Consider the following 22,671-nt stretch of genomic DNA (forward strand, 5'->3'; position numbering starts at 1 on the left):
GCAGCGCTAGATTCGCATCGCGCCATGCGGTTCCTCGGCCTCCTCCGTGCCGAAGCGGACATCCTTCTTCTCGTAGCCGAAGCCGGCAAGGGCCGCGACGATGAGCGCCACCACGGCCGCAACGATCAGGAGCGCATAGGCATAGTCGCCGTCCCAGCGGGCGGCCAGCCCCGCCTGCAGCGTAGCATTGCCAGAGGCCAGCAGGTTGCCGAGCTGGTAGGCGAAGCCAGGAAAGGTGCCGCGCACCTCGTCGGGTGACAGTTCGTTCAGATGCACCGGCACGATGCCCCAAGCGCCCTGGACGAAGAACTGCATCAGGAAAGCGCCGATGGCGAGCAGCACCGGCCCCGGCGCATAGGCCCAGAGCGGCGCGACGGGCACGGCGATCAGTGCGGCGATGACGATGGCCTTCTTCCGGCCGATCCGCTGCGACAGTGCCCCGAAAAACAGCCCGCCGCAGATCGCCCCGATATTGTAGACGATGGCGATCGCGCCGACCGTATAGCTCGAATAGTTGCGCTGGGTCTCGAGGAAGGTCGGGTAGATATCCTGCGTGCCGTGGCTGAAGAAGTTGAAGGCCGTCATCAGGAGCACCGCCCAGATGAACAGCGGAATGTTTTCGCGCAAGACCGTCAGGAACGGCCGGCGCCCCTCGGCCTTCCGCTTCAGGAAGGCTGGGCTCTCCTCGACATTGCGTCTGATGTAGAGCACCAGCAGCGCCGGCACCGCGCCAACAAAAAACATGCCACGCCAGCCGATGACCGGGAAGAGCAGGAAGAACGCGATCGAGGCGATCAGATAGCCCGAGGGATAGCCGGCCTGCAGGATGCCGGAAACGATACCGCGGCTTTCCTCCGGCACCGTCTCCATAACAAGCGAGGCGCCGACGCCCCATTCACCACCCATGGCGATGCCGTAGAGCGCTCGGAGCACGAGAAACATCGTGAGCCCCGTGGAGAAGCCGGTCAGGAATTCGAACAGCGAATAAAGCAGCACGTCGGCCATCAGCGTGATGCGCCGCCCGTAACGGTCGGCCGCCAGCCCGAAGATCAGCGCGCCGAGCGCCCGCATGGCTAGCGTCAGGAAGATCGCAACCGAGACGGCAGGAACGTCGGTGTGGAATTCCTCGGCGATATATTTGAGAACGAAGACGAGAATGAAGAAATCGAAGGCATCGAGCGTCCAGCCGAGATAGCTGGCGATGACGGTGTTGCGCTGCTGCGGCGTCAGCCGGCGCAGGCTTTCCAAAGCGGACATCTGATATTCCTCCGTCCGAAAGCGGCGGCGAGGCGGGCAATTCCGGATGCCGTCGGAAGGGGTGCCCGAAACGGGCGGGTGATGCTGTTGCGGCTGCGTTTGCAGTCGGCGACAGCGGGCAATAACGTCAGCAATGCTGCCCGTGTTCCATCACGATTGCCGTGATCGGGTGACGTCCCACGCGGCTCCTTGTCGCAGGCATACGACCGTGCTGCGCCCTGCCCTTGGGCGCGGCATCCTCCAACATCCCTCATCCTGAGACGCGGAGCCCGTAGGGCGGAGCCTCGAAGGACACGCCGCAACGCTGCTCCGTGTGTCCATTTGACGCCGGCGCGCCCGCGCCGCCCTTCGAGGCCCCTTCGGGGCGCCTCAGGATGAGGCTCTCTTGGACGTGGCGCAAACTCTCTGTCTATCAACCGTCGCCGGCATCACACACCGCTATCCACCGCCCGGCACCCTGCCCCGGCACGCCCACGCCACCGACGCGAACGACCGCGGCCCATTCGGCTCCCCAGCCTCATAAGCGGCCCTGACGGCGGCATCGACGGCCTTTCGCTTCGCCGGGTCCAGACCGGCAACATATTTGCCGAGCGGTCCCTCGCCGGAGGCGATCGGATCCCAGTAATCCTCGAAGGAAAGATATTCCATCCGGATCAACAGCGAGGTCTCCTCGACATCGGCTAGGCCCTGCGCGATGAAGCTCTCCTTCATTTCCCCCCGCCGCATCATCGGCTGGAAACAATATCTGCGGCGCATCGCCAGCGCGTTCTCGTCGAGCATCGCCACCGTATCCCACATCATCCGCATGCCGGACATGCCGCCATAATGGTCCCAGACGGCGGCGGAAACCACGCCGCCCGGGCGCACCACACGGCGCATCTCGGATACCGCCTTTCCCGCCTCCGGCACGAAATGCAGTACAAGCAGCGACATCGCCCTGTCGAAGCGGCCGTCCTCGAACGGCAGCGCGCAGGCATCGGCCTGCTGGATGGATATGCGCGGGTCGGTATTGCGCCGCCTGGCCGCTTCGACGAAGACGGGCGAATAGTCGATAGCGACGATCTCCTCCAGGCCGGGCGTTTCCGCCAAAGTGAACGCCAGGCTGCCGGTGCCGCAGCCGACATCGAGCACGCGATCGCCATCCGCGAGACCGGCGAAATCGACCAGCATCGGCGCCAGCCTCCTGCTCCAGCGCCCCATCAGCCGCTCATAACCATCCGCACTTTCGACATTGAAACTCGACGGCATTGAAGTCTCCCCCTTCAAGGACGATGGTCCGCCGCCGGACAATAGGATTCCCCAGCAACCCTAGCAAGCGGAACAGCCGTTCTCACCCGATCTTCGCGTCCGACCAGTAGCGCTTCGGTGCGCGCCCGAAGACACGCTTGAACGCGTTTCCGAAGGCGCTTTCGGAGGAATATCCGAGTGCCGCGGCAAGGCCGGCGACCGAGACATCCTCTCGGCGCAGGGCTTCGCGGGCGCGATGCATGCGCCAGCGCGTGACATAGTCGAGCGGCGCAACGCCGACCAGTTCCTTGAAGCGTTGCGCAAAGGCGGAGCGCGACATGCCGATCCGGGTCGCCAGCGCCTCGACCGTCCAGCGATGGCCGGGGCTGTTGTGGATCAGGCTGATCGCCGCGCCGATCTGCGGATTTGTCAGCGCGCCGATCCATCCCGTTTCGGCAGCACCCTTCCGGCCGACATAGGCCCGCAGCGCCTGCACGAGCAGGATGTCGCCCATGCGCCGCGTCATCAGCGTCGAGCCCATCTGCCCGGCCTCGAGTTCGTCGTCGAGGGTTGCGAGCGTAGTGCTGAGCAGCGCGGCGGCGCGGTCGCTGGCCGGGATATGAATGAACGGCGGCAGCGCGTCGAGCAGCAGCCGGGCGTTGCCGCCTCCGATGACGAAGGTGCCGCCGATCAGCGCGGTCTCGTCACTGCCGTGCCGGGCGATGTCGGAATGCTCCCAGTCGAAGAAGGCGATCCCGTCCTCCGGCTCCCGATCGAGATCGTTGGCGATCACATAGGCGGGCGCATTGGCAAGCAGGAAGGTGTCGCCCGCGACAAGCGAAAATGGCGGCTCACCCGGCAGAACGATCGAACACGCGCCGCGGAGGACAGCAACGAATTTGAGCGCGGGCTTGGCTGGAAAACGAAACGCCCATTGCCCGCCGACCTCGAAACGTGTGCAGCGCGCACTCTCTATGTCGAGCAGCGAAAAGACATCGGACAAGGGATCGATCATGGGTTCTGGACGATCTAGACGAAATCATGGAGCAACTAGCATAGATTCTCCAGGCAGCACCTGCAATCCTCAAAGGCACAAAGGAGAACGAAGATGTCTGATATCAAGGACAAGGTTATTGCAATCACGGGCGCCAGCAGCGGCATCGGCGAAGCCACGGCGCTGCTGCTGGCCGAGCGCGGCGCAAAGCTCGTGCTTGGAGCCCGCCGCGCCGACCGACTGCAGGCCCTGGCACGACGCATCGCCGAAAAAGGCGGCGAGGCCATCTGCCTCGCCATGGACGTGAAAAAGCGCGAGGACCTCACAGCTCTCGTGGCGCTTGCCTGCAACAGCTATGGCAGGATCGACGTAATGATCAACAATGCCGGCATCGGGCCCATCTCCCTTCTTGATGAACTGCGGGTCGAGGATTGGGAGGAGATGATCGACGTCAACATCAAGGGCCCGCTCTATGGCATCGCCGCAGCCTTGCCGGTGTTCCGCCGGCAGGGTTCCGGCCACTTCGTCAACACGCTCTCGACCGCCGGCCTCATCATCAAGCCGACCATGGCCGTCTATGCCGGCACGAAAAACGCCATGCGCACCATCGCCGAGGGCCTGCGGCTGGAGGCCGGCCCGCATCTGCGCGTCACCAACATCTCGCCGGGGTTTATAAGAACCGATTTCGCCGGCTCCATGACCAGCCCAGAGATCAAGGCCGAGATGGCAAAGCGCATGGACGAGATGGCGATTTCACCCGATGCCATCGCCCGCGCCATCGCCTTCGCCATCGAGCAACCCGCCGATGTCGATATCAGCGACATCGTTGTTAGGCCCACCGCTCAGGCGTGAGGTATCGTTGGCAGCGGCGGCTCCTGTCTATCTTGAACAGCAGGACAATCGCCATGCGGCGTGGAAGCGATCGATCTGCCGGTCCAGCGCTCTTCAATTCTGCGATGTAGAGTTCGGACATGCCCCCTGCTCTCCGTCATGCCCGGGCTTGACCCGAGCATCCACGCGGCACCCGTAAGCGGCCGTGGCATGGATCCTCGGCTCAAATGTAGAGCCCGAGGATGACGGAGGGTGTGGCGAAGGCCATCAAGGCATCACCTGTCGGTGACACCGGTCAGATCACCGGTGTCACAGCGAATTCACCAAGCCGCCACACTCCAATCGAACCCCTTCGCCCAGTCGGCGTAGCTGTGCCAGCCGACCTCAGGAAAATCGCGGCGCAGGGCGGCAAGATCGACGTCGTAACCGGTACGGTCGAACCATTCGAACATCAGCGCCGTATCCTCGCTCTGCTGCCGTATCGCCGCGATCGGCAATTCCCGGTAAGTGATTGGGCGGCCGAACACCTCGGACAAGATCTTCGCCTGCTGCTCGCCCGACAATTCGTCGCCCGCGATGTCGAAACGTTTGCCGAACACTTGCTCGCGCCTCTCGGCCAACGTCGCGACGAAAGCGCCGATGTCATCGATGGTGACCTGTTGCAGCACACGGGCGGGCGGCAGCGCTGCGGCATAGACGCCCTGGCGCAGCCCGTCGATCGCCCAGGGCGCCACGGTGTTCTCCATGAAGGCGACGGGTGCGCTGATCGTGTAAGGGATGCCGAGGCCTGCAATGTGCTTCTCGACGAGATACTTGCTGTCGAAATGCGGAATGCCGGTCGTCTTGTGGGCATCGGCGACGGAGGAATAGATCAGGTGGCCGATGCCGGCGGCCTTTGCCGCATCGGCGGCGGCAATGCCCTGACGGGTTTCCGCCTCCGTTCCGGCTTCGTAGCTGTTGCCCATCAGGAACACCGCGTCGACGCCCTCTGCTGCTGCCGCCACGGATGCCGCGTCGTCAAGATCGCCGGCGACGACCTGGACTCCTGCCGCGGTCAGCCGCTTCGCGCCGTCGCTCTCGGGCCGGCGGGTGATCGCCTTGACGCGGTGTCCCCGCGTCATCAACGCGCGTACAACCGCGCCGCCTTGCTGGCCGGTGGCGCCTGTGACCAGTACGCTTCGTGTGTTGCTCATCTGCCTGCTCCTTGTTGTGACTGATGCAGCAAAGTTAGGGCCTGTCGCATTGAACCATAATGGCATATAATTGGAAAACATCGTGCCAACCAAGGATACAATGCTCGATCTCAACGATATCATGATCTTCGCCCGCGTCGTCGAAGCGGGCAGCTTCACCGCCGCCGCGCGCTTGCTCGGCATGCCGAAGACGACGGTCAGCCGCCGCATCGCCGCGCTGGAACGCGAACTCGGCGTGCGGCTGCTGCAGCGCACGACCCGCAGCCTCAACCTGACGGCTTCGGGGCGTCTCTACTACGAAGAAAGCAGCCAGGCGCTGCGCACGATCGAGGGAGCCAACCAGCGGCTTGCGGAAGCGCGTGCGGAGCCTGCCGGCACGATCCGCATATCGGCACCAGTCGGCTTCGGCGGCCACTTCCTCCAGGATGCGATCTTCGAATTTCTTTCGACCTGCCCGAAGGCGAGGGTCGAACTGCGCCTGACCGACGACAGGCTGAACCTCGTCGAAAGCGGTATAGACCTCGCCTTCCGCACCGGCATCCTCGAAGATTCTACCTTGGTCGCCCGCAAACTCGGCTCGTTGCACCGCCTTCTCTGCGCAAGCCCGGATTATCTCGCCCGCCGCGGCCCGCCCGCTGCACCTGAAGATCTGGTCCGCCACGACTGCGTCATCGCCGGCCAGGCTGCCCATGCGCAATGGTTGTTGGAAGGTCCGCACGGTCAGGAAACGGTCGCGGTTTCGGGCCGCTTCGCCGCCAACGAGATGCAGGCGGTGATGGCCGCCGCGATCGCCGGCCATGGCATCGCCCAATTGCCGCACCGATTCGCCGAAGCCTGCATCAAGGACGGGCGGCTGCGCCGTGTTCTCGACGGCTATACGACCCCGGCCGGCGGCTTGCATGTCGTCTATCCCAGCAGCCGACACCTGCCGCCTTTGGTCAAGGCATTCATTGAACTGGCCGTCAGACGGCTGAACGCCACAGGAACCGGCGGGGGCGATGATTTCGCAATCGTCTCGCGCTAGAACAGGAAGATTTTAGGCCGGGTCGGCCCAAAAATTTGAATCCTGTTCTACATTATATAGTCAGAACATGATGTCGTCCGAAAACCGCTCACAATTTTCGGCATCATGCTCGAGGAAATCCGCCCTCGCTCGCGCCGTCACACCTCTTTCAGCACCACCTTGCTGTCGAGGCTCCCGATCAAGGTCGCGCTCGCCTGGTTGAGGCCGACGACCTCCACCGCAATGCCATGCGCCCCGAACCGTTGGACGACCTTGTCGAGTGCGGCAACGGCGGTGATGTCCCAGAAATGCGCTTCGGACACGTCGATCAGCACGGACCTACCGATCGCGTCCTGAACGTCGAAGGCTTCGACGAAGACGTCGGCGGAGGCAAAGAACACCTGGCCAGACACGCGGTAGGTCAGTCGCCCGGTCGTTGTGTCGGGCGCGACGTCCACCCGCAGCAGGCTGGCAACCTTGAAGGTGAAGAACACGCCGCTGAGCAGCACGCCGACCGTCACCCCGAGCGCCAGGTTGGCGGTGAAGACGGTGACGATGACGGTCGCCACCATCACGGCGCTCGACATCCGAGGATGAACCACAACGGATCTAAGCGACGACCAGTCGAACGTGTCGATCGATACCATGACCATGATCGCCACCAGCACGGCGACGGGAACCTCGGACACCCACGGCTTCAGGAGCACCATCAGGATCAGCAGGAACGCGCCGGCAAACAGCGTCGAGAGCCGGCCGCGCCCGCCATATTTCACGTTGCTGACTGTCTGGCCGATCATGCCGCAGCCGGCAATGCCGCCGAACAGGCTCGCGGCCGCGTTGGCGAGACCGAGACCGGTGCATTCGCGGTTCTTCGAACTCGGCGTATCCGTGAGATCGTCGACGACACTCGCCGTCATCATCGATTCCAGCAGCCCGACCATGGCGATGGCAAATGCGGGTCCGGCGATGATCCGAAGCGTTTCCAGCGTCAGCGGCACCGCCGGCCAGCCGAAAACAGGCAGCGAATCCGGCAGCTTGCCGAGGTCGGCAACGGTGAGGACGGGAAGCCCGAGCGCCAGCGAAGCGACGGTCAGGATCAGGATGCAGATCAGCGGCGACGGGATCGCCGTGGTGATCCGCGGCGTCAGGTAAATGATGACGAGCCCGGCAACCAGCACGGCATATTCCATCCAGCCGGCGCCGACAATATGCGGCATCTGCGCGGCAAAGATCAGAATGGCCAGCGCATTGACGAAGCCGGTGCGGACCGATTTCGACACGAAGCGCATCAGCACGCCTAGCCGCAGCAGGCCGAAGACGATCTGGATTAACCCCGCCAGCAGCCCGGCCGCAAAAAGATAGGGCAAGCCGTGAGCATGCACCAGCGGTGCCGCGACCAGTGCCACCGACCCGGCCGCCGCCGAAATCATCGCCGGGCGTCCACCGGTAAAGGCAATGACGATGCTGATCACGAAAGAGGCGAACAGACCAACCTCGGGATCGACCCCCGCCACGAAGGAAAAGGCGATCACCTCGGGGATGAGGGCGAAGGTCGCCACCGCTCCGGCAAGCATTTCGCGCATGGGATTGGCGGACCAATCACGACGGATGGAGGAAAGCAACATAGGAAGGATTCTCGCAAAGCATAGCCGGCCCCACTCTTTCGAGCGGTCGCGTGATGGCATGCAGGTTTTGCGTTGTCTGGCGGATCGGCGGCCAGAAGAGCCACCCGGGATCTCACCGGGTCCGTGGTGAATGCCTGCGGTATAGACGAGATCTTTACTGCAGCGCAACATTCAATTGCCAAGGACGAAAGCGAAAACGCGAGCCGTCATCCTCTCACCGGACGGCACTCTGCTCACCCCTTCGCTTGGACGCCGAGGAACCGGAAGTCCTCACTGCCAGAGGAAGTCCGGCCCGGTGCTCTGTGAGGTCAGCTTCAGCGTCCCGTCCGGCTGGACGACATAGGTCTCGAACACACGGTAACCGAAATCGCCAAGAAAGGTATTCTTGACCACCGTTCCCGGACGGTAAGGCGAACGGAGAACCTTTCCGCCATAGGTGAGGCTGCCGGGAAGAGGTTGCGGATCCCCGGCGCTGGCGCAGGCCGAGAGAGCGAAGAGAACGGCAATGAGCGCGTATTTCATTCGGACTTCTCCTCGGGCAGGCGCAGCGGCCTGAGCGACGTCGATTTCCTCTTATAACACGCAGCCTTGATGCTGTTCAGAACGCAGCCTTGCTGCTGTCGAAGTTTTTGCGTCGCTCCTCCGCCCGCGAGAGCGCGCTGGCGATCCTCTCATCGGTGAAGGGCTTGGAGATCACATCGAGCGCGCCTTCGATACCGTGGCCGACATTCTCGGGACTGCCGGTCACGAAGATCACGTCAACCCCATGGCGGTCGATCAGCCGCCGCGCGAGCTGGGAGCCGCTCAGCCCATCGGAGAGACTGAGATCGACGAGCGCGACATCGCTTCTTTTTGCGTGGGCGAGAGCCTGCTCCACCGTCGATACCGGCCCGATAGTCTGGTGTCCTGCCTCTTGCGCAATGCGTTCGAGCTCCAGAGCGATAAAATTCTCATCTTCGACGATCATTACCTTCATGAATAAGCCTCCTCCTAGACGGGATGTCGGTCGCACTGCCGGTAGCGGGTAAAACGCAACCGACCCCGGAATGTTTCCACCTTGAGAAGAATATGTTGGCAACCGGCAAAGTATTAATTTGACTTCGGGATGTCAGGTGCTCCATGGCCCTTCGGCCATGCGGACAGCCACTTTTCATACTCTTCGACGGACAAGGCCATCGTCCCCAAAGCGAAGGACCGCCTTTCGAAATCACCCGCGTGGAATGGTTGAGGTTCAAGGGCCATCCTGACCAGCGACATTACTCCGCCCGCGCAAACAACTCCCGGTCCCGGGCGCGGATGGGGTCGGTCCAGTCGCGTTCGAACCAGGGCGTGCCGCCGGGCTGAGGCGGGTGTTTGAGCTCCAGCGGACGGGCCGGGCCGTTGCTCGCTTCGGAGGCGACGCGGAAGATATAGTGGTCGTACATCCTGAGCGCCTCGATCATGTAGCTGGTCGCAACCGTTCGGTCGCGCACGACGACGAGGTTCTCGCCGTTCTCATCATCGGCGGGTTCGGAGAAATTGTAGGAGCCGAGATAGACCCGCGCCGTCGGCTTGTCGAAGTCGAGCACGACGAACTTGTGATGCATCCGCGTGCCGCGCTGTTTGCCGTCGATGCCTGACAGGCCCGAGGGTTCGGTCACGAAGGGCGGCGGCACGTTGCCCGTCAACGCCGCCGACCGTACCACCCGCCGACGGTTGTCAGGAGTGAGCACGGTCAGGCCCAGATTGCCGGCCCGCACCTCGGCATCGGCAATGCCCATCACATGCATATCGGGGCGCTCCAGGGCGCGCCCCAATGCCGGGCCGATCGCCCCCTTGGTCATCTGGCCGAGAAAGGCGAGCGAGAAGAACACGCTGGACCGCGCGGTATCGATATCTGCGCCGATCTCGTCCAGCCGGCCATTGGCGTCGCTGTGCGGAGAGAAAGCGACCTTGGCGTCGACGCCGTCAAGGCCGAGATCGATCCAGCCGGCAGAACTTGGCGAGGCGCGGAAATGGTCGGCGCGCTTGGCGGTAAAATAGCTCTCGAAGGCGGTGAAATAATCCTCGATCGCCTTGTCGCTGTGGACGGCCAGGCTGTTGTTCGACTGTACATAGAGCCCGCGCCAGCTGAGATTGGTCGAACCGTAAAGCACGGTCGAGATGCCGCCGCCGCTGACCGCGATCGATTTCTGATGCTGCAGGTTGGCCATATGCTGGCGCTTGACGTTGGCAGCACCCGCCGAGGCGATCAGCCGCTCCGCCGCCCTTGTCTCCGGCGAATTCGGGCGACCATGGCCCTTGGTGCTGGCGCTGTCGTCGATGATGATCTTGAGCTTCGGCCCCAGCGCTTCCAGCCGGGTGACCACCTCGGGCAGGTTGAGGTCATAGGCGATGGCGCGCACTTCGGCGCCGGCAGCGTGCGCCCTGTCGAGCAGATCGAGCGTTTCGGCCCGCGCCTCGAAGCCCATCCAGGCGAGCGCCCGCTCGGCATCGGCATGGGTCGGCACGAAGTCCAGTCCCTGGTCGCCATCCGGTGGCACCAGCGTGATGATGGGTCCGCCGGCGGCAAAATTGCGCACGAAGGCCTGCGACGAGACGAAGCCACGGGTGAAGGCGACGTTGAGCTTGCCGGGAATGGTCTCTCGCATCAGCGCCAGTTCCGCCTCCTGCGCCTCGCCCGATGTCAGCGCGCCCGCGGCATCCATGAACTTTGGCGTGACGCGGTAGGTGAACTTGCCGGGCAGATCGGCATTGAAGGGAAAATGCACCCATCGGAACTTCTGGATCGGCGCTTCCGTGGTGCGGATGCCATCTTCGGGAACCAGTTGGCCGGGAAAGCCGATGCGGTTATGCACCGTCTTGAAGAAATCAGTATCCGGCTCACGATACTGGATGGCGAAACCAACGAAATCGGCAGGCGGCCGGCCATTCTTCCAGTCCATGCCGATCAGCACCATGCCGTCGCCGCGATGGATGGTCAGCGCAAAAAGCGCAGCCGCATTCCCGCCGGTCACACGAAAATCCGTATCCATGCCCGCCTCCCCTGGAAATCGGGCGAAATCTAGCACGGTTCCGTGACAGTAAGGAGATATGTCGGTGAAATTTTGCGCGCAGAAGGTGCAGGGAAGAGGCGGTATGGCGCAAGCGCGTTCGGGGACGTTGCCCCTGTCGCACAGTCGTCAATCGTTGGCTCGATCGTCGACGACCGGCGCTGCCTTGAAAGGAAATCTGCGGTTCGCCAGACTTTCATGCGGACCGCCGTATCCTCCTGCCGCGAGGACGGAGGATCCGGCCGAACCGACCCTACGGTTTCTCGTTTGCGCTCTCGGCCCGGAACGCCGCCTCGCCGGCATCGGAGACCTCGACCCATTTCTTGTCGGGCTCGGCGTCCGGCACATAGCTGTCGTGCCAGTTCCACCACTTGTAGGTCGGGGTCTGCGGATAGCCCGCGGGCGATTCCTCCCAGACTTCCTGGCGGCCGAGCGGCGTGATGTCGAGGTAGTTCCAGGTGCCGCCCATCTGCTCGTCGCCGCGGTTGTTGATGAAATAGGTGCGGAAGATGCGCTCGCCGTCGCGGTAGAATACGTTGGTGCCGTGCCACTCGTCGACGCCGAAGTCCTTGTCGAAGCTGTCGGTGATCGTGACCCACGGCATCGTCCAGCCCATCCGCGCCTTCAGCCGTGCAATGTCGGCCTGCGGCGCACGCGAGGCAAAGACCAGCGTCGTGTCGCGGGCGTTGAGATGGGCGACATGGGCGACCTGATCGGCCACCATCGAGCAGCCGCGGCAGGCATGGTCGGGCCAGCCGAACACGCCAGGCTCGTAAAACGCGCGGTAGAGGATGAGCTGATGTCTGTTATCGAACAGGTCGAGCAGACTGACTTTGCCCTGAGGCCCCTCAAACGCATAGGCCTTCTCCACCGCCATCCACGGCATGCGTCGGCGCTCGGCGGCGAGTGCGTCGCGGGCGCGGGTCTCAGCCTTTTCCTTGACGAGCAACTGCGCGCGGGCCGCCTCCCAGGTCTGCGGCGACACGACCGGCGGTTTGCGCATGGCTTGTCCGCTTTTCCCATTCTCGGCTGAAGCAGTCATGGCTTTCAATCTCCTCATTGGGGCGATTTCCCAGGCTTGGAAGCCCGGTTCATCGCGCATTGGTCTGAGATAGTTTCGCATCGGAAATCGAACAGGGGGAGTAACAAGTGTGACCGTATTCCCTGGAACCCGCCGGTCGCAGCCTTGGTGCGCGAGTGGTCTTGGCCGGGAGCGCGTCCATTAGCGTAATCTTGTTTACGAATTGCACACGTGCTACAACACCACAAAACGGCGCATACGAACCCTGATCAAACCGAGATCGTGCCCGTGAATGTTTTTATCGCGACTGTTGCTGCGCTTGTCATTGGCGTCATCCCATCGTGGGCAGGTCCTTTGCACGAAGCGGCCAAGGATGGCGATATCGCCCGCGTCACACAGTTGCTGGACCACGGCTCCGATCTGTCGGAGCTCGATGAGGCGGGCGAGCCGGCGCTGATTATCGCGTCATTGGCCGGCCATGCCGATGTCGTCGTTCTTTTGCTGGATCGCGGCGCCGACATCGAAGTTCGCAACAAGGGTGGGCTGACGGCACTGCATGCAGCAGCCTATGGAGGAAATCTGGAGGTGGTGAAACGGCTTGTCGCCGAGGGAGCTGATGTCAACGACAGGAAGAATTTCTATCAGATGTCGCCGCTGCACGGCGCCGCCGAAGAGGGCCGCACCGACGTGGTCGCTTTTCTGCTGACGAAGAGCGCGGATGTCGAAGCGACGGAAAGAAACGGGTACACGCCTCTCACTCAAGCCGGGTGGCGGGCGCATTGGGATACGGCCAAATTACTCATGGAAGCCGGTGCTGTTTGCCAGAAAGCCGAGCTTGTGGGCGAACCGCTCTACAAGGAATGCACCAAACGGCAATAGCATTTCGCTTGAGGTAACAGACCGCGTCCAGGAATGGAGCTTGTTATGTCTTATCATGCGCGAAAATCCGGAAAGCGAATGGGCGTGGCTGTTGGCGCTGCGGTCATGCTGCTTTCCTTGCTTCAGCCTGCGGGGGCCGAGGAACTCGTCAATACCGGCTATTTCGGCGATGTCGCGATCAAGGGTTACGACCCGGTCGCCTATTTCACTGAAAACCAGGCCGTCGAAGGATCCGAGACATATTCCCACCACTGGCTTGGCGCGACTTGGTATTTCGCCAGCGCTAGAAATCGCGACCTCTTCAAGGGCGATCCGTCCAAATATGCGCCGCAATATGGCGGCTATTGCGCCGACGGCGTGTCTTTCGGGACAGTGACCACCAATATCGATCCGAAAGCCTGGCGGATCATCGATGGCAAACTGTACCTGAGCTATGACCCCGGCGCGGCCGAAGGCATGGAGAAAAATCCGACCAAGGTGACCGACTCGAAGAAGCATTGGTCCGAAGTTCAGCAGACGCTGATTTCGGAGAAGATGCACACCGTCTGGCAGCAGCCGGATACGAAATGAAGCCGCAACGCCCGACCCGTCAGGGTGTGGGTGAAAAGAACGTCAAGGCGCGCGGCGTGACATGGACGTATGGCCTGTCGCGCTGTTCACCTGACGTGTTGCGGTAAACATATCCGCACACCATCCGGTCGAGAAAATAGCCGTCGAATTTTTCGCAGAGACTGTCGCCTCGCACCTCGGCGATACCGGTGATGTTGGTATTGGCACTGCGATAGGCAGTGTTTCCAGCCTTGTCGAAAAACTGGGTGAAATCCGTGCCGTTCTTGTGCTTGCCGGTCCAGCTCTTGCCGTCGACGAGATTGCGCAGGTCTGCCTCGCCGAGCCTGTCGGCTTGATTGCCTGTAAAACCGAAGGGCCATTCGGGAATGCCGGCCTTGCGCAATGCGGCCAGATGGCGCTGCAGATCGCCGTCCCGCCAGTAGTCATAGAGATAGCCGTAATAGGTGAGATTGCTTTCCGGGAAGAGCTCCAGCAGCTTTGCCGTCTCCGCTGCAGCCTTGGTTTCATTGCCCTGGTCGGCATAGGCCGCCGCCAGGTATTCGCGTGCCGGCTCGACCTTCGGCAGGCTGTCGAGCGTCGGCTCTATCAGCGAGATCGCGCGCTGATCATCGCCCGCGGTATAAAACACGATCCCCGCCAGCAGTTGAAAGCTCGACGCCGGCGAAGGGTCGAGCCGCAAAGCCTTTTCCATCTCCGTGATCGCCTGCCCGCTGCTTCCGGTGTGGACCAGAATGAGAGCGAGATTGGCGGCGGCCTCCGCATCGTTCGGCTCCATCGCAACCGCCATGTTGGCGGAATTTTTGGCCTCCGTCTCGCGTCCATCCACCCATTGCAGCAGGGCAAGCACCGTGTGCGCCCTGGCATTGTTGGGATCCAGCTTGAGAGCTTGCCCGGCGGCGTCATAGGCGATCTTGCGGGCGACGGCGGCCGACCAGAGGTAATTATAGTCGTTGCGCCAGACATCGACAGCGACGCGGGCGATTCCCGCATGGGCATTGGCAAAGCCCGGATCGAGATCGATCGCCTTTTGGTAGAAGGACAGCGTCCGGCGATAGGTGTCGACATCCCTCAAGATGAAGCCTTCCTGCTCGGCCCGCATGTAATAATCGTAGGCTTCGAGATTTTCGGTCGGGATCCGGGCCAGTTGGTCGCGCTCGCGCGCGCTGAGCTTGACCGACAGGGCCGAGATGATCTTGCCGATCACATCGTCCTGAACGGCAAAGAGGTCGGCATATTGGCGATCGTAGCGCTCGGCCCAAAGCGACAGGCCGGTGACTGCGTCGATCAGCTTGACATTGATCCGCAGCCGCGGCCCGGCGCGCTGCAAGGTTCCTTCGAGCACATATTTCACGCCGAGTTCGGCGGCCACGTCCTGGATCTTGCCGACGGAGCCCTGGATGGCGAAGACCGAGTGGCGGGCGATGACGAAGAGGCCTGATACTTTGGACAATTCGGTGATCAGATCGTCCGTCAAACCCTCTGCGAGATGGTCGTGCTCGCTGTCGCCGCTGACATTGATGAATGGCAGAACCGCGACAGAGGGCCTGTCCGGCAACGGATAGGCGAAACGTTCGGCAGGCCCCGGCGGTTCTGCCGGCATCCACGGCTGCCACCAGAGTCCTGCGCCCGCAAGAGCAAGGACAACGGCCGCTGCGATGCCTGCAACGAGGCGGCGTCTCGGCAGGCGCCTCCGGCTTGTGAGGGTTTTACCGGCAGAAGTGGGGTCAAGCAGGACGCGATAGACCCGGACCGGTTCGGTGATGCTCTTCAACCGCTGTTCGCCAAGCGAAGCAAAACCGACCGGGACTTTCGATTTCACCTGGTCGTATGTCGTGCCCGATATGGCGATGCCGCCCGGTTCGGCCAGCGCCTGTATTCGATCGGCGACATTGACGCCGTCGCCCTGGATGTCTTCGCCCTCGACGATGATATCGCCGAGATTGATGCCGATCCGGAACTCGAGCCGATGCTCCGGCAGTGCCGCGGCACTCTGCGTCGCTTTCAGTTGCTGAACCTCCACCGCGCAGCGCAAGGCATCGACGACACTCTGAAATTCGACCAGCAGACCATCGCCCATGGTTTTGACCAGCCGGCCATGGTGACGCGCAATCGCCGGCTCGAAGACATCGTTCTGGTCCGCCTGAAAACGCGCACGGGTGCCCTCTTCGTCGATCTGGCTCAATCGACTGTAACCGACGACATCAGCGATCAGGATTGCTGCAAGACGGCGCTCCATCCCCGGTCTTTCCTGGAGAGCGAATGTATTACTAAAAATATTCTACAGTATGTCCTGCCGCGATGCTATCGTCGGCGCTCGCGATATTCAACTTAGCGATGCTGTCGATCACACAGATAAAGCAGACGTCTGCCGCCTGCCACGGCGGTGTGATCGATACTGGCGAATTCATCCGCCTTTTCCCGATCCCGGTCGGTTTCGGGCCCGAGCGGGCACAGAATTACTGCACGCCGAGGCTGTTCAATTCACCCTTCGCGCCGTCATATTCCATGTATGTCGTGGGGCAGGAGGACAAGGCGGCCTCGAAACGTCGGCGCGCCTCCTGGGTGTTGCCGCCCAACAGATACCATTCGCCATTGTAAAATGTGGCCTCGCAACGCTGGTTGCTATCGGCCGCCTTCGCCATCAGTTCATCTGGTTTCAAATCGCCGAGAAAGAGACTGAAAACGGGATAGGGCCATGTTCCCTGGTCGGTTTTACTGGCCGCGATCTTGAGATCGGCGATTGCCTTTGTATCATTGCCCCGGCTTTGAGCCATAAAGCGCCAGAGATGATAATAGGGAGCCGTCGGGGGATTCTCGGTTGTCCTAATGGCGAACCCTGTCGCGGCTTGCTCGTACTTTCCTGCGAAATAGTTCGCCATGGGGTCATTGACGATGAATTGACGTGTATTGCTGATCGGCCAAAGCGATGCCCGTGCTATAATAACGAACAGAGTGCTGAAGGCTGTCGCCGCCGCGCCGAAACGAGGCGTCGGGCGTTCTCTCGGCCAGAAAGCCAACAGCAGCGACGATAGCGCGGCCCCGATCAAGGCGCCGCCGAAATGTCCGGCATAATCGATGTTCTCACCGCCTCTTGCTGCCGAAAGGAATGGCAGCAGGGAGGGAATGAGAATTTGAGCTGCCCCGATCCGCAGGGTATCTGCAATCGGCCCTGAGCGGAAACGGAAGCTGGCAGCGATCACGGCTGCAAAAAGACCGACAATCCCGCCGGAGGCGCCGACCCCGATCGTGTTCGGCGCATTGATCCACACCGATGCGACAGACCCGCCAAGCGCGCTTGCGAAAAAAATCGCTGCAAACCAGCGCCAGCCGATCAGCCGTTCAAAGAGCCCTCCTGCGAACCATAAGGAAACGCAATTGAACGCGAGATGGAGGATACCTCCATGCATGAAGGGTGCGGTAAACAGCCGCCACCATTGACCATGCTCGACAATGCTTTGACGAAACGTCCCACCGAGGACGAAGAGAGTCCAATTGGTGGGAGTGCCGGCGACGGGCGGCTCGAGACCGAAGGTTAGTTCGCCGGCATAGACCGCAATCAGAGTGGCGAGAAGAATGTAGGTGAATATAGGATGCCCGCCGCTGTTGAGAGCGGGTTCCAACGCTTCGTCTTCATCATCCGGGGCGGTCGAGCCATCTTCCTGCATGGTTTGGCGTTCGGCTTCGTAAGCTTCGGACAGCAATTCGACGAACTCATCGAATATCCTGTCCGAATTGCCCCGCAAGAGCTTCAGAGCAACGCCGACCTTGGCGCGTGAACCAACAAACCATTCCGGCAGCCGGCTCGTCAGCCCCCGTCTGACCAAGGTCCTGGCGGCAGTGGGATCAAGGTGAAGAATGATGTTATCCGCATATTTGGTCTGGACTCTGCCAATGCTTTGAATGGCAGACCACGGCAGTATCTGGCCGGGGAAATTCGGCAAACGGATTCCGGCCGTCGACATGACGAGTCCCGGCTCCACGGAGAATAGCTTGGGCAGCAGCAGCAATGCTAGGATGCCAAAAAACGCTGCACCCGGCACCACGAAGAACCAAGCCACACGAGGGTCCTTATCCCCAGGTGGATGGAAGCCTAGCCAAATGATTCCTGCCGTGATGGCAACTATAACCAGGAAGATCAGGAGCAATTTACGTTTGTTGTAGGCATATTCCGATCTGCGCAATTCTTCAGACGTCATCCAAACTTCTCGCTAAAAAAGTATCGACTGCACCTTGTAGACAAGGCGATGACACTGGATCGAATTTATCTACCGGGAATAGCATTTTGCAAGATGGGTTTCGACATCCTCAACAAAATGAACGCATCATAATTCGATATGAAATACTTCAGGTCATCGTCACCCCAGACCATCAGCAGAGTTGCAAAAAGCAGGCGAGTATCGGAAGCTTATTTCTTGGTTATCAGGCGATGGATTGCGCGACATGACGACAGCCTCATCGAGTGAGCCAACCAGGCACGGCAGCGCCAGGATTTGTCGCGGCTGCTGGGACCAGATGCATGTGCCGATCCCGATCGGCGGTCCGCTTGCCCTGCCCTTCCGCGCCCTCGGCATCACGCGCAGCAAGATGAACCCGGATATCTGCACGATCTGCGAACGCTCCTTCCAGTACGTCAAGAAGCAGCGCCAGATCACCGTTGACGCCACCATCCTCTTTGCCGATATCAGGGGCTTCACGGATCTTTCGGAGCGCATCGAGGCGGTGCAGCTGAGCGAGATCGTCAGCCTGTTTCAGGATCGTTGCGCGCAAGCGATCTGGGCGCATGACGGCATCGTCAACAAGCAGATGGGCGACGGCCTGATGGCGATCTTCAATTTTCCGATCGTCAGAAAGGATCACGCCGGCGCCGCGATCCTGGCCGCGCAGGAGATCCAGCGAAACTGCGCCGCCGCGCTAAGCGGTCTGGTGCTCGAGGCATTACCCGGCCGCACCCTCGGCGTCGGCGTCGGCATCCATTCCGGTGAGGTCCAGATCGGCGAATTCTCAAGCTTTCGCAGCGATTTCACCGCCATCGGCGGCGTTGTCAATCAGGCCGCAAGGCTCGAATCCCAGGCCGCCGCCGGCGAGATCCTGATCTCCTCCGAAACAGCCGCGAAGGCCGCCGACCTTGCGGCAGGCGCCGAAACCCGCATGCTTGTGCTCAAGGGGATCGAGCAGCCGGTGCAGGCACGAGTGCTGGCCAAGCGCTGAGCTGCCAACCTCTTCCCAGCGTCTATCTGTCCTCAACGTGGCAGCCGCTGTTTCTCACGCTGTGGTTGCCGAACTCGTCAAATTGCAAGCCAATTAATCTTCCGGAAACGAACATGGCTTATCTCTATGCCATTGCTCCGCCCTGCAGGCTGCGCACCGCAGGATGAAGAAGGCTGGAGGTGCCGCCCCCCAACGCCGCCGTCGCGCCGCCGCTCAACAAAGCCTTGAACGACGACGCGGCCGGAACCTTCGCCCTGCGTCAGGTCTTCATGCCGGTCAGCTCAGGAAACGGGTAGTAGCGCAGCCGCTTGTCGCGGCAGCGATCGTCATTCACCGTCGCCCCTAATATTTTGCCATCCGTGAAGGAGACACCGAGGTAGGCCCAGTCTCCCCAGCCGCGCTTGGCCACCAAACGCACGCAGTAAGCATAGATCTTTTTCTCAGGTTCAAGCACCACCACGCTGGAAATGCGGGCCCATACGACTTCTCCTGCTTCGTGCCTGTAGCTTCTCTTGAACACGATGTTGATGAAATTCTGCCGGACGTCACTCGAGGGAGGACGCTGGGAATCCGCAACGGATTGCGACACCGGCGCATTGCAGCCGGCGAGAGCCAGCAGCGCGACGCAAACAAGGACTTTCATTTTCATTCAGCTGAATCCCTAAAAGAATCGGAGCGCAAATAAACGCTGCGTATTCCTACAAACACAGCGAGAATAATATTTGCAATACTTCATAGGAATATTGTTGCGACTGCAGGATGCCGGCCGCGTGACGTGGATATATCAGTGTCGGCACACCTACACTGAAGGGTTCACAACAGAGCTTCCGGCCCCGTCTTCATCTTCATCATCATTGATCGTAACGCCGGCTTCCAACGCGGCCAGGATGAAAGCCTGCCGCACCGTCTCGGCCGGCATCCGCCCGGCAAGCCAGGCGCGGCAAAAATCGATCGCCCTTTGCTGGTGGACGCCGCCATTGACCGGCCAGTCGGAGACGAGTGCATAAAGCGCATCCTGCGGTGAGCGCAGAACCAGCCGCTCGCCGGTATCAAGGTCGATCGAGATGGGGGTTTCCCAGAAGGCAGAATGGTCGCTAATGGCAGTTGCACCTAGAAGTGAAGTGACTGGGAAACTAACTGCGGGAGACCGATCTCGGTTCCAGTATTGGGCCGAATGATCGCCGCCGGACATCACGGGCGCCGGTAATCCATTCCAGGCTAAAGCAATGGCTGCCAGCAGCCACGCTGCGGCGCGTGCTTCGAGGCTTCGCCCTGGGGGCTGCGCACCTCAGCATGAGGGGCGTTGGAGCATGCCGTAGCCGATAGCCGGCGCTGGAGGATGCCGCGCCAACGCTCAAGAGAGCCTCACCCTGAGGCGCCCCGCAAGGGGCCTCGAAGGGCGGGGCGGGTGCGTCGGCTCGCAGCGCCATAAGTTTGTAAACTATTCCATCTTCCGAACACACAGTTCGTTTCCCTTTGGTACTCTTTCCCTCTTCCCTCCGCGCTGACTCTCCATATTCCCGCCATGGCCAGATCTCCGAAGAAATCCCCCGCCCAGAATGGCTTCGAGGAGGCCCCTCAATCGTCTTTTGAGGGCGCGCCGCTTTCCGGCTCGGTTTGCCGGCTTCGTAAGCGACCGTAACCAAATCGTCCTCAGCCTGTGTCAAGTCAGTCCGACCGGTGGTCCTGAGCTTCGCCACCTTTGCGACTGCGGCAGTGGCGCTAGTGGAGGTCCGCTCTTGACCACGAGCGACGACGGACGCCCGGCGGTCGTCGGAATTCACCTGGGCAATGGCGAACAAGGGAAACGCGCTTTCAGTGGAGATATCATCCGTCAGAGCGCGGCAGTCAAAGCTGCGGTCTTCCCACAATTGATATCCGGAGTTTGCACGATAGCCGGCACGCCTACCGCCCCGTTAGTTTCCGCGCTTGACCTCCGCGCACGGCCTCTACCTAAAAGCCCGACTGCTATGCAAAGGAGGCTCCGGTGTCGGTACCCATTGAGGACTACGCGCTCATCGGCGATTGCGAAACCGCCGCACTCGTCTCGAAGAACGGCTCGATCGACTGGCTCTGTTTTCCGCGCTTCGATTCCCCCGCCTGTTTTGCCGCCCTGCTCGGCGCCGAGGATAACGGCTTCTGGTCGCTGTCACCGTCAGGTGAAAATGTCCGCGTCACGCGCCGCTACCGCAACGACACGCTCATTCTCGAAACCGAGTTTCAGACCGAGACCGGCACCGCCGTTCTCATCGACTTCATGCCGCTTCGCGATGGCACGAGCGATCTGATGCGCATCGTCGAGGGCAAGAGCGGCACTGTCGCCTTCGATATGGAGCTCAACCTTCGCTTCGATTACGGCCGAACCGTTCCCTGGGTCACGCATGGCGAGGATGGCGGCATCACCGCCATTGCCGGCCCGGACAGGCTAACCATGAATTGCGCCGTCCCGCTCGAAGGCCGCGGCCTGAGCACGGTCGGCTCCTTCCAGGTTGCCGCTGGCGAGAGCCAGATCTTCACCCTGACCTGGTCCCCCTCGCATATGCCGCAGCCGGCTCAGCGGCAGGTGGAATATGCGCTGCCGGACACGGAGGAATTCTGGCAATCCTTTGCCGCGAAATGCCCGAAAGTGGGCCGGTGGACGGAACAGGTCAAACGCTCGCTCATCACGCTCAAGGCACTGACCTACATGCCGACGGGCGGCATCGTCGCCGCGGCGACAACCTCCCTGCCGGAAAAGATCGGCGGGCCGCGCAACTGGGACTACCGCTATTGCTGGCTGCGCGACGCGACGCTGACCCTGCTCGCCCTGATGAAACTCGGCTATTACGAGGAAGCCAGTGCCTGGCGCAGCTGGCTGCTGCGCGCGGTCGCCGGCGCCCCGGCGCAGATGCAGATCATGTATGGCGTCGCCGGCGAGCGCAATCTGCTGGAATGGCAGGTTCCCTGGCTGAGTGGCTACGAGGGCTCGACACCCGTACGCATCGGCAATGCCGCTGCCGAACAGGTGCAGCTCGATGTCTATGGCGAGGTGGCCGACGCCCTGCTGCAGGCCCGCAAGGGCGGGCTTCCGCCGCATCACCGCGGACGCGAACTGGCGGCGGCCATTCTGCCCTTTCTCGAAAAAATCTGGATGGAGCCCGATGAAGGCATCTGGGAGGTGCGCGGCCAGCGCCAGCATTTCACCTATTCGAAGGTCATGGCCTGGGTGGCCTTCGACCGCGCCGTCCAGATTGCCGAGGCGGACGGCGAGCCCGAGGCCGCCGTACGTTGGCGCACGCTCGCAGATCACATCCATGCCGAGGTTTGCGAGAAGGCTTTCGATCCCGAACTCGGCTGTTTCGTGCAGGCCTACGGCTCCAAGGCGCTTGATGCCAGCCTGCTGCATCTCGGCATGGTCGGCTTCATCCCGCCTGATGATCCGCGCTATGTCGCGACAGTCGAGGCGATCGAGCGCAGGCTGCTGCGCGATGGCCTGCTGCTGCGCTACGAGACGCAGGAGGTGGACGACGGCCTGCCGCCAGGCGAAGGCGCGTTCCTCGCCTGCAGCTTCTGGCTCGTCGACGCCCTCGGCATGATCGGCCGCCGCGACGATGCGCTGCGCCTGTTCGAGCGGCTGCTTTCTATCTGCAACGATGTCGGGCTTCTGGCGGAAGAATATGATCCCGCCGCCCGCCGCATGCTCGGCAACTTCCCGCAGGCCTTCAGCCATGTCGGGTTGATCAACAGTGCGTTGAACCTCGCGCGGCTGGAGGGGCCGGCGGACCAGCGTTCGGCGTGATGAGTGTGGTAAGAACCGCTGAAGAAAGACCCCTCCCCAACCCCTCCCACAGG

19 protein-coding genes and 1 other annotated feature are annotated in these 22,671 nt (G+C 61.8%); of the genes, 6 read left to right on the forward strand and 13 right to left on the reverse strand.

What is annotated here, in order from left to right; all coding sequences use genetic code 11:
• Nucleotides 1–6: 6 nt before the first annotated feature.
• From AC25BC_RS12365 to AC25BC_RS12375, 3 genes are all read right to left on the reverse strand, one after another.
• Complete coding sequence (locus tag AC25BC_RS12365; RefSeq protein WP_012757935.1) at nucleotides 7–1,257, reverse strand: MFS transporter; 1,251 nt, start codon at nucleotides 1,255–1,257, stop codon at nucleotides 7–9.
• A 438-nt stretch (nucleotides 1,258–1,695) separates the two neighbouring features.
• Nucleotides 1,696–2,505, reverse strand: coding sequence for a class I SAM-dependent methyltransferase (locus AC25BC_RS12370; RefSeq protein WP_012757936.1), 810 nt, complete (start codon nucleotides 2,503–2,505; stop codon nucleotides 1,696–1,698).
• Nucleotides 2,506–2,587: 82 nt separating this feature from the next.
• Nucleotides 2,588–3,499: an AraC family transcriptional regulator gene (locus AC25BC_RS12375; protein ID WP_012757937.1), complete on the reverse strand. Its 912-nt coding sequence runs from the start codon at nucleotides 3,497–3,499 to the stop codon at nucleotides 2,588–2,590.
• 93 nt (nucleotides 3,500–3,592) lie between these two features.
• On the opposite strand from AC25BC_RS12375, the gene AC25BC_RS12380 reads away from it, so the two are divergent.
• Nucleotides 3,593–4,330: an SDR family oxidoreductase gene (locus AC25BC_RS12380; protein WP_012757938.1), complete on the forward strand. Its 738-nt coding sequence runs from the start codon at nucleotides 3,593–3,595 to the stop codon at nucleotides 4,328–4,330.
• Between the two features lie 299 nt (nucleotides 4,331–4,629).
• Here AC25BC_RS12380 and AC25BC_RS12385 read toward each other — a convergent pair whose 3' ends face one another.
• A complete protein-coding gene (locus AC25BC_RS12385) occupies nucleotides 4,630–5,502 on the reverse strand; it encodes an NmrA/HSCARG family protein (RefSeq protein ID WP_012757939.1) in 873 nt (290 codons plus the stop codon).
• A gap of 100 nt (nucleotides 5,503–5,602) precedes the next feature.
• On the opposite strand from AC25BC_RS12385, the gene AC25BC_RS12390 reads away from it, so the two are divergent.
• Nucleotides 5,603–6,526 (forward strand): LysR family transcriptional regulator, encoded by a 924-nt coding sequence (locus AC25BC_RS12390; protein ID WP_012757940.1) that lies wholly within the window; start codon nucleotides 5,603–5,605, stop codon nucleotides 6,524–6,526.
• Between the two features lie 137 nt (nucleotides 6,527–6,663).
• Here AC25BC_RS12390 and AC25BC_RS12395 read toward each other — a convergent pair whose 3' ends face one another.
• From AC25BC_RS12395 to AC25BC_RS12415, 5 genes are all read right to left on the reverse strand, one after another.
• The gene (locus AC25BC_RS12395) at nucleotides 6,664–8,130 is read right to left on the reverse strand and encodes a SulP family inorganic anion transporter (protein ID WP_012757941.1); all 1,467 of its coding nucleotides are present in this window, start codon (nucleotides 8,128–8,130) and stop codon (nucleotides 6,664–6,666) included.
• A 70-nt stretch (nucleotides 8,131–8,200) separates the two neighbouring features.
• Nucleotides 8,201–8,256, reverse strand: a sequence feature (sul1 is cis-regulatory element that is thought to sense ions involved in sulfur or methionine metabolism; They are found in Alphaproteobacteria).
• A 144-nt stretch (nucleotides 8,257–8,400) separates the two neighbouring features.
• On the reverse strand, nucleotides 8,401–8,652 hold the full coding sequence (locus tag AC25BC_RS12400; RefSeq protein ID WP_012757942.1) for a hypothetical protein: 252 nt from the start codon (nucleotides 8,650–8,652) through the stop codon (nucleotides 8,401–8,403).
• A 76-nt stretch (nucleotides 8,653–8,728) separates the two neighbouring features.
• Entirely contained in the window at nucleotides 8,729–9,106 is a 378-nt protein-coding gene (locus AC25BC_RS12405) for a response regulator (RefSeq protein WP_012757943.1), read from the reverse strand.
• A gap of 280 nt (nucleotides 9,107–9,386) precedes the next feature.
• Nucleotides 9,387–11,144, reverse strand: coding sequence for a phospholipase D-like domain-containing protein (locus AC25BC_RS12410; protein WP_017994444.1), 1,758 nt, complete (start codon nucleotides 11,142–11,144; stop codon nucleotides 9,387–9,389).
• 271 nt (nucleotides 11,145–11,415) lie between these two features.
• A complete protein-coding gene (locus tag AC25BC_RS12415) occupies nucleotides 11,416–12,204 on the reverse strand; it encodes a DUF899 domain-containing protein (protein ID WP_012757945.1) in 789 nt (262 codons plus the stop codon).
• 210 nt (nucleotides 12,205–12,414) lie between these two features.
• Between AC25BC_RS12415 and AC25BC_RS12420 the strand changes: the two genes are divergently transcribed.
• Both AC25BC_RS12420 and AC25BC_RS12425 read left to right on the forward strand, forming a co-directional pair.
• Entirely contained in the window at nucleotides 12,415–13,062 is a 648-nt protein-coding gene (locus AC25BC_RS12420; protein ID WP_080518550.1) for an ankyrin repeat domain-containing protein, read from the forward strand.
• 78 nt (nucleotides 13,063–13,140) lie between these two features.
• The gene (locus AC25BC_RS12425; RefSeq protein ID WP_041935540.1) at nucleotides 13,141–13,632 is read left to right on the forward strand and encodes a YHS domain-containing (seleno)protein; all 492 of its coding nucleotides are present in this window, start codon (nucleotides 13,141–13,143) and stop codon (nucleotides 13,630–13,632) included.
• Between the two features lie 19 nt (nucleotides 13,633–13,651).
• On the opposite strand, the gene AC25BC_RS12430 is transcribed toward AC25BC_RS12425, so the two are convergent.
• Both AC25BC_RS12430 and AC25BC_RS12435 read right to left on the reverse strand, forming a co-directional pair.
• Nucleotides 13,652–15,868, reverse strand: a complete 2,217-nt coding sequence (locus tag AC25BC_RS12430) for an adenylate/guanylate cyclase domain-containing protein (RefSeq protein ID WP_017994447.1) — start codon at nucleotides 15,866–15,868, stop codon at nucleotides 13,652–13,654.
• Nucleotides 15,869–16,088: 220 nt separating this feature from the next.
• Nucleotides 16,089–17,828, reverse strand: coding sequence for a rhomboid family intramembrane serine protease (locus AC25BC_RS12435; RefSeq protein WP_128438386.1), 1,740 nt, complete (start codon nucleotides 17,826–17,828; stop codon nucleotides 16,089–16,091).
• A 244-nt stretch (nucleotides 17,829–18,072) separates the two neighbouring features.
• On the opposite strand from AC25BC_RS12435, the gene AC25BC_RS12440 reads away from it, so the two are divergent.
• The gene (locus AC25BC_RS12440; RefSeq protein WP_026157398.1) at nucleotides 18,073–18,840 is read left to right on the forward strand and encodes an adenylate/guanylate cyclase domain-containing protein; all 768 of its coding nucleotides are present in this window, start codon (nucleotides 18,073–18,075) and stop codon (nucleotides 18,838–18,840) included.
• Nucleotides 18,841–19,099: 259 nt separating this feature from the next.
• Here AC25BC_RS12440 and AC25BC_RS12445 read toward each other — a convergent pair whose 3' ends face one another.
• Both AC25BC_RS12445 and AC25BC_RS12450 read right to left on the reverse strand, forming a co-directional pair.
• Nucleotides 19,100–19,489: a hypothetical protein gene (locus AC25BC_RS12445; protein WP_012757951.1), complete on the reverse strand. Its 390-nt coding sequence runs from the start codon at nucleotides 19,487–19,489 to the stop codon at nucleotides 19,100–19,102.
• 150 nt (nucleotides 19,490–19,639) lie between these two features.
• A complete protein-coding gene (locus AC25BC_RS12450; RefSeq protein WP_012757952.1) occupies nucleotides 19,640–20,032 on the reverse strand; it encodes a DUF982 domain-containing protein in 393 nt (130 codons plus the stop codon).
• A 795-nt stretch (nucleotides 20,033–20,827) separates the two neighbouring features.
• On the opposite strand from AC25BC_RS12450, the gene AC25BC_RS12455 reads away from it, so the two are divergent.
• A complete protein-coding gene (locus AC25BC_RS12455) occupies nucleotides 20,828–22,618 on the forward strand; it encodes a glycoside hydrolase family 15 protein (RefSeq protein WP_012757954.1) in 1,791 nt (596 codons plus the stop codon).
• Nucleotides 22,619–22,671: the final 53 nt, after the last annotated feature.

This window comes from Rhizobium sp. WSM409 (assembly GCF_057653825.1).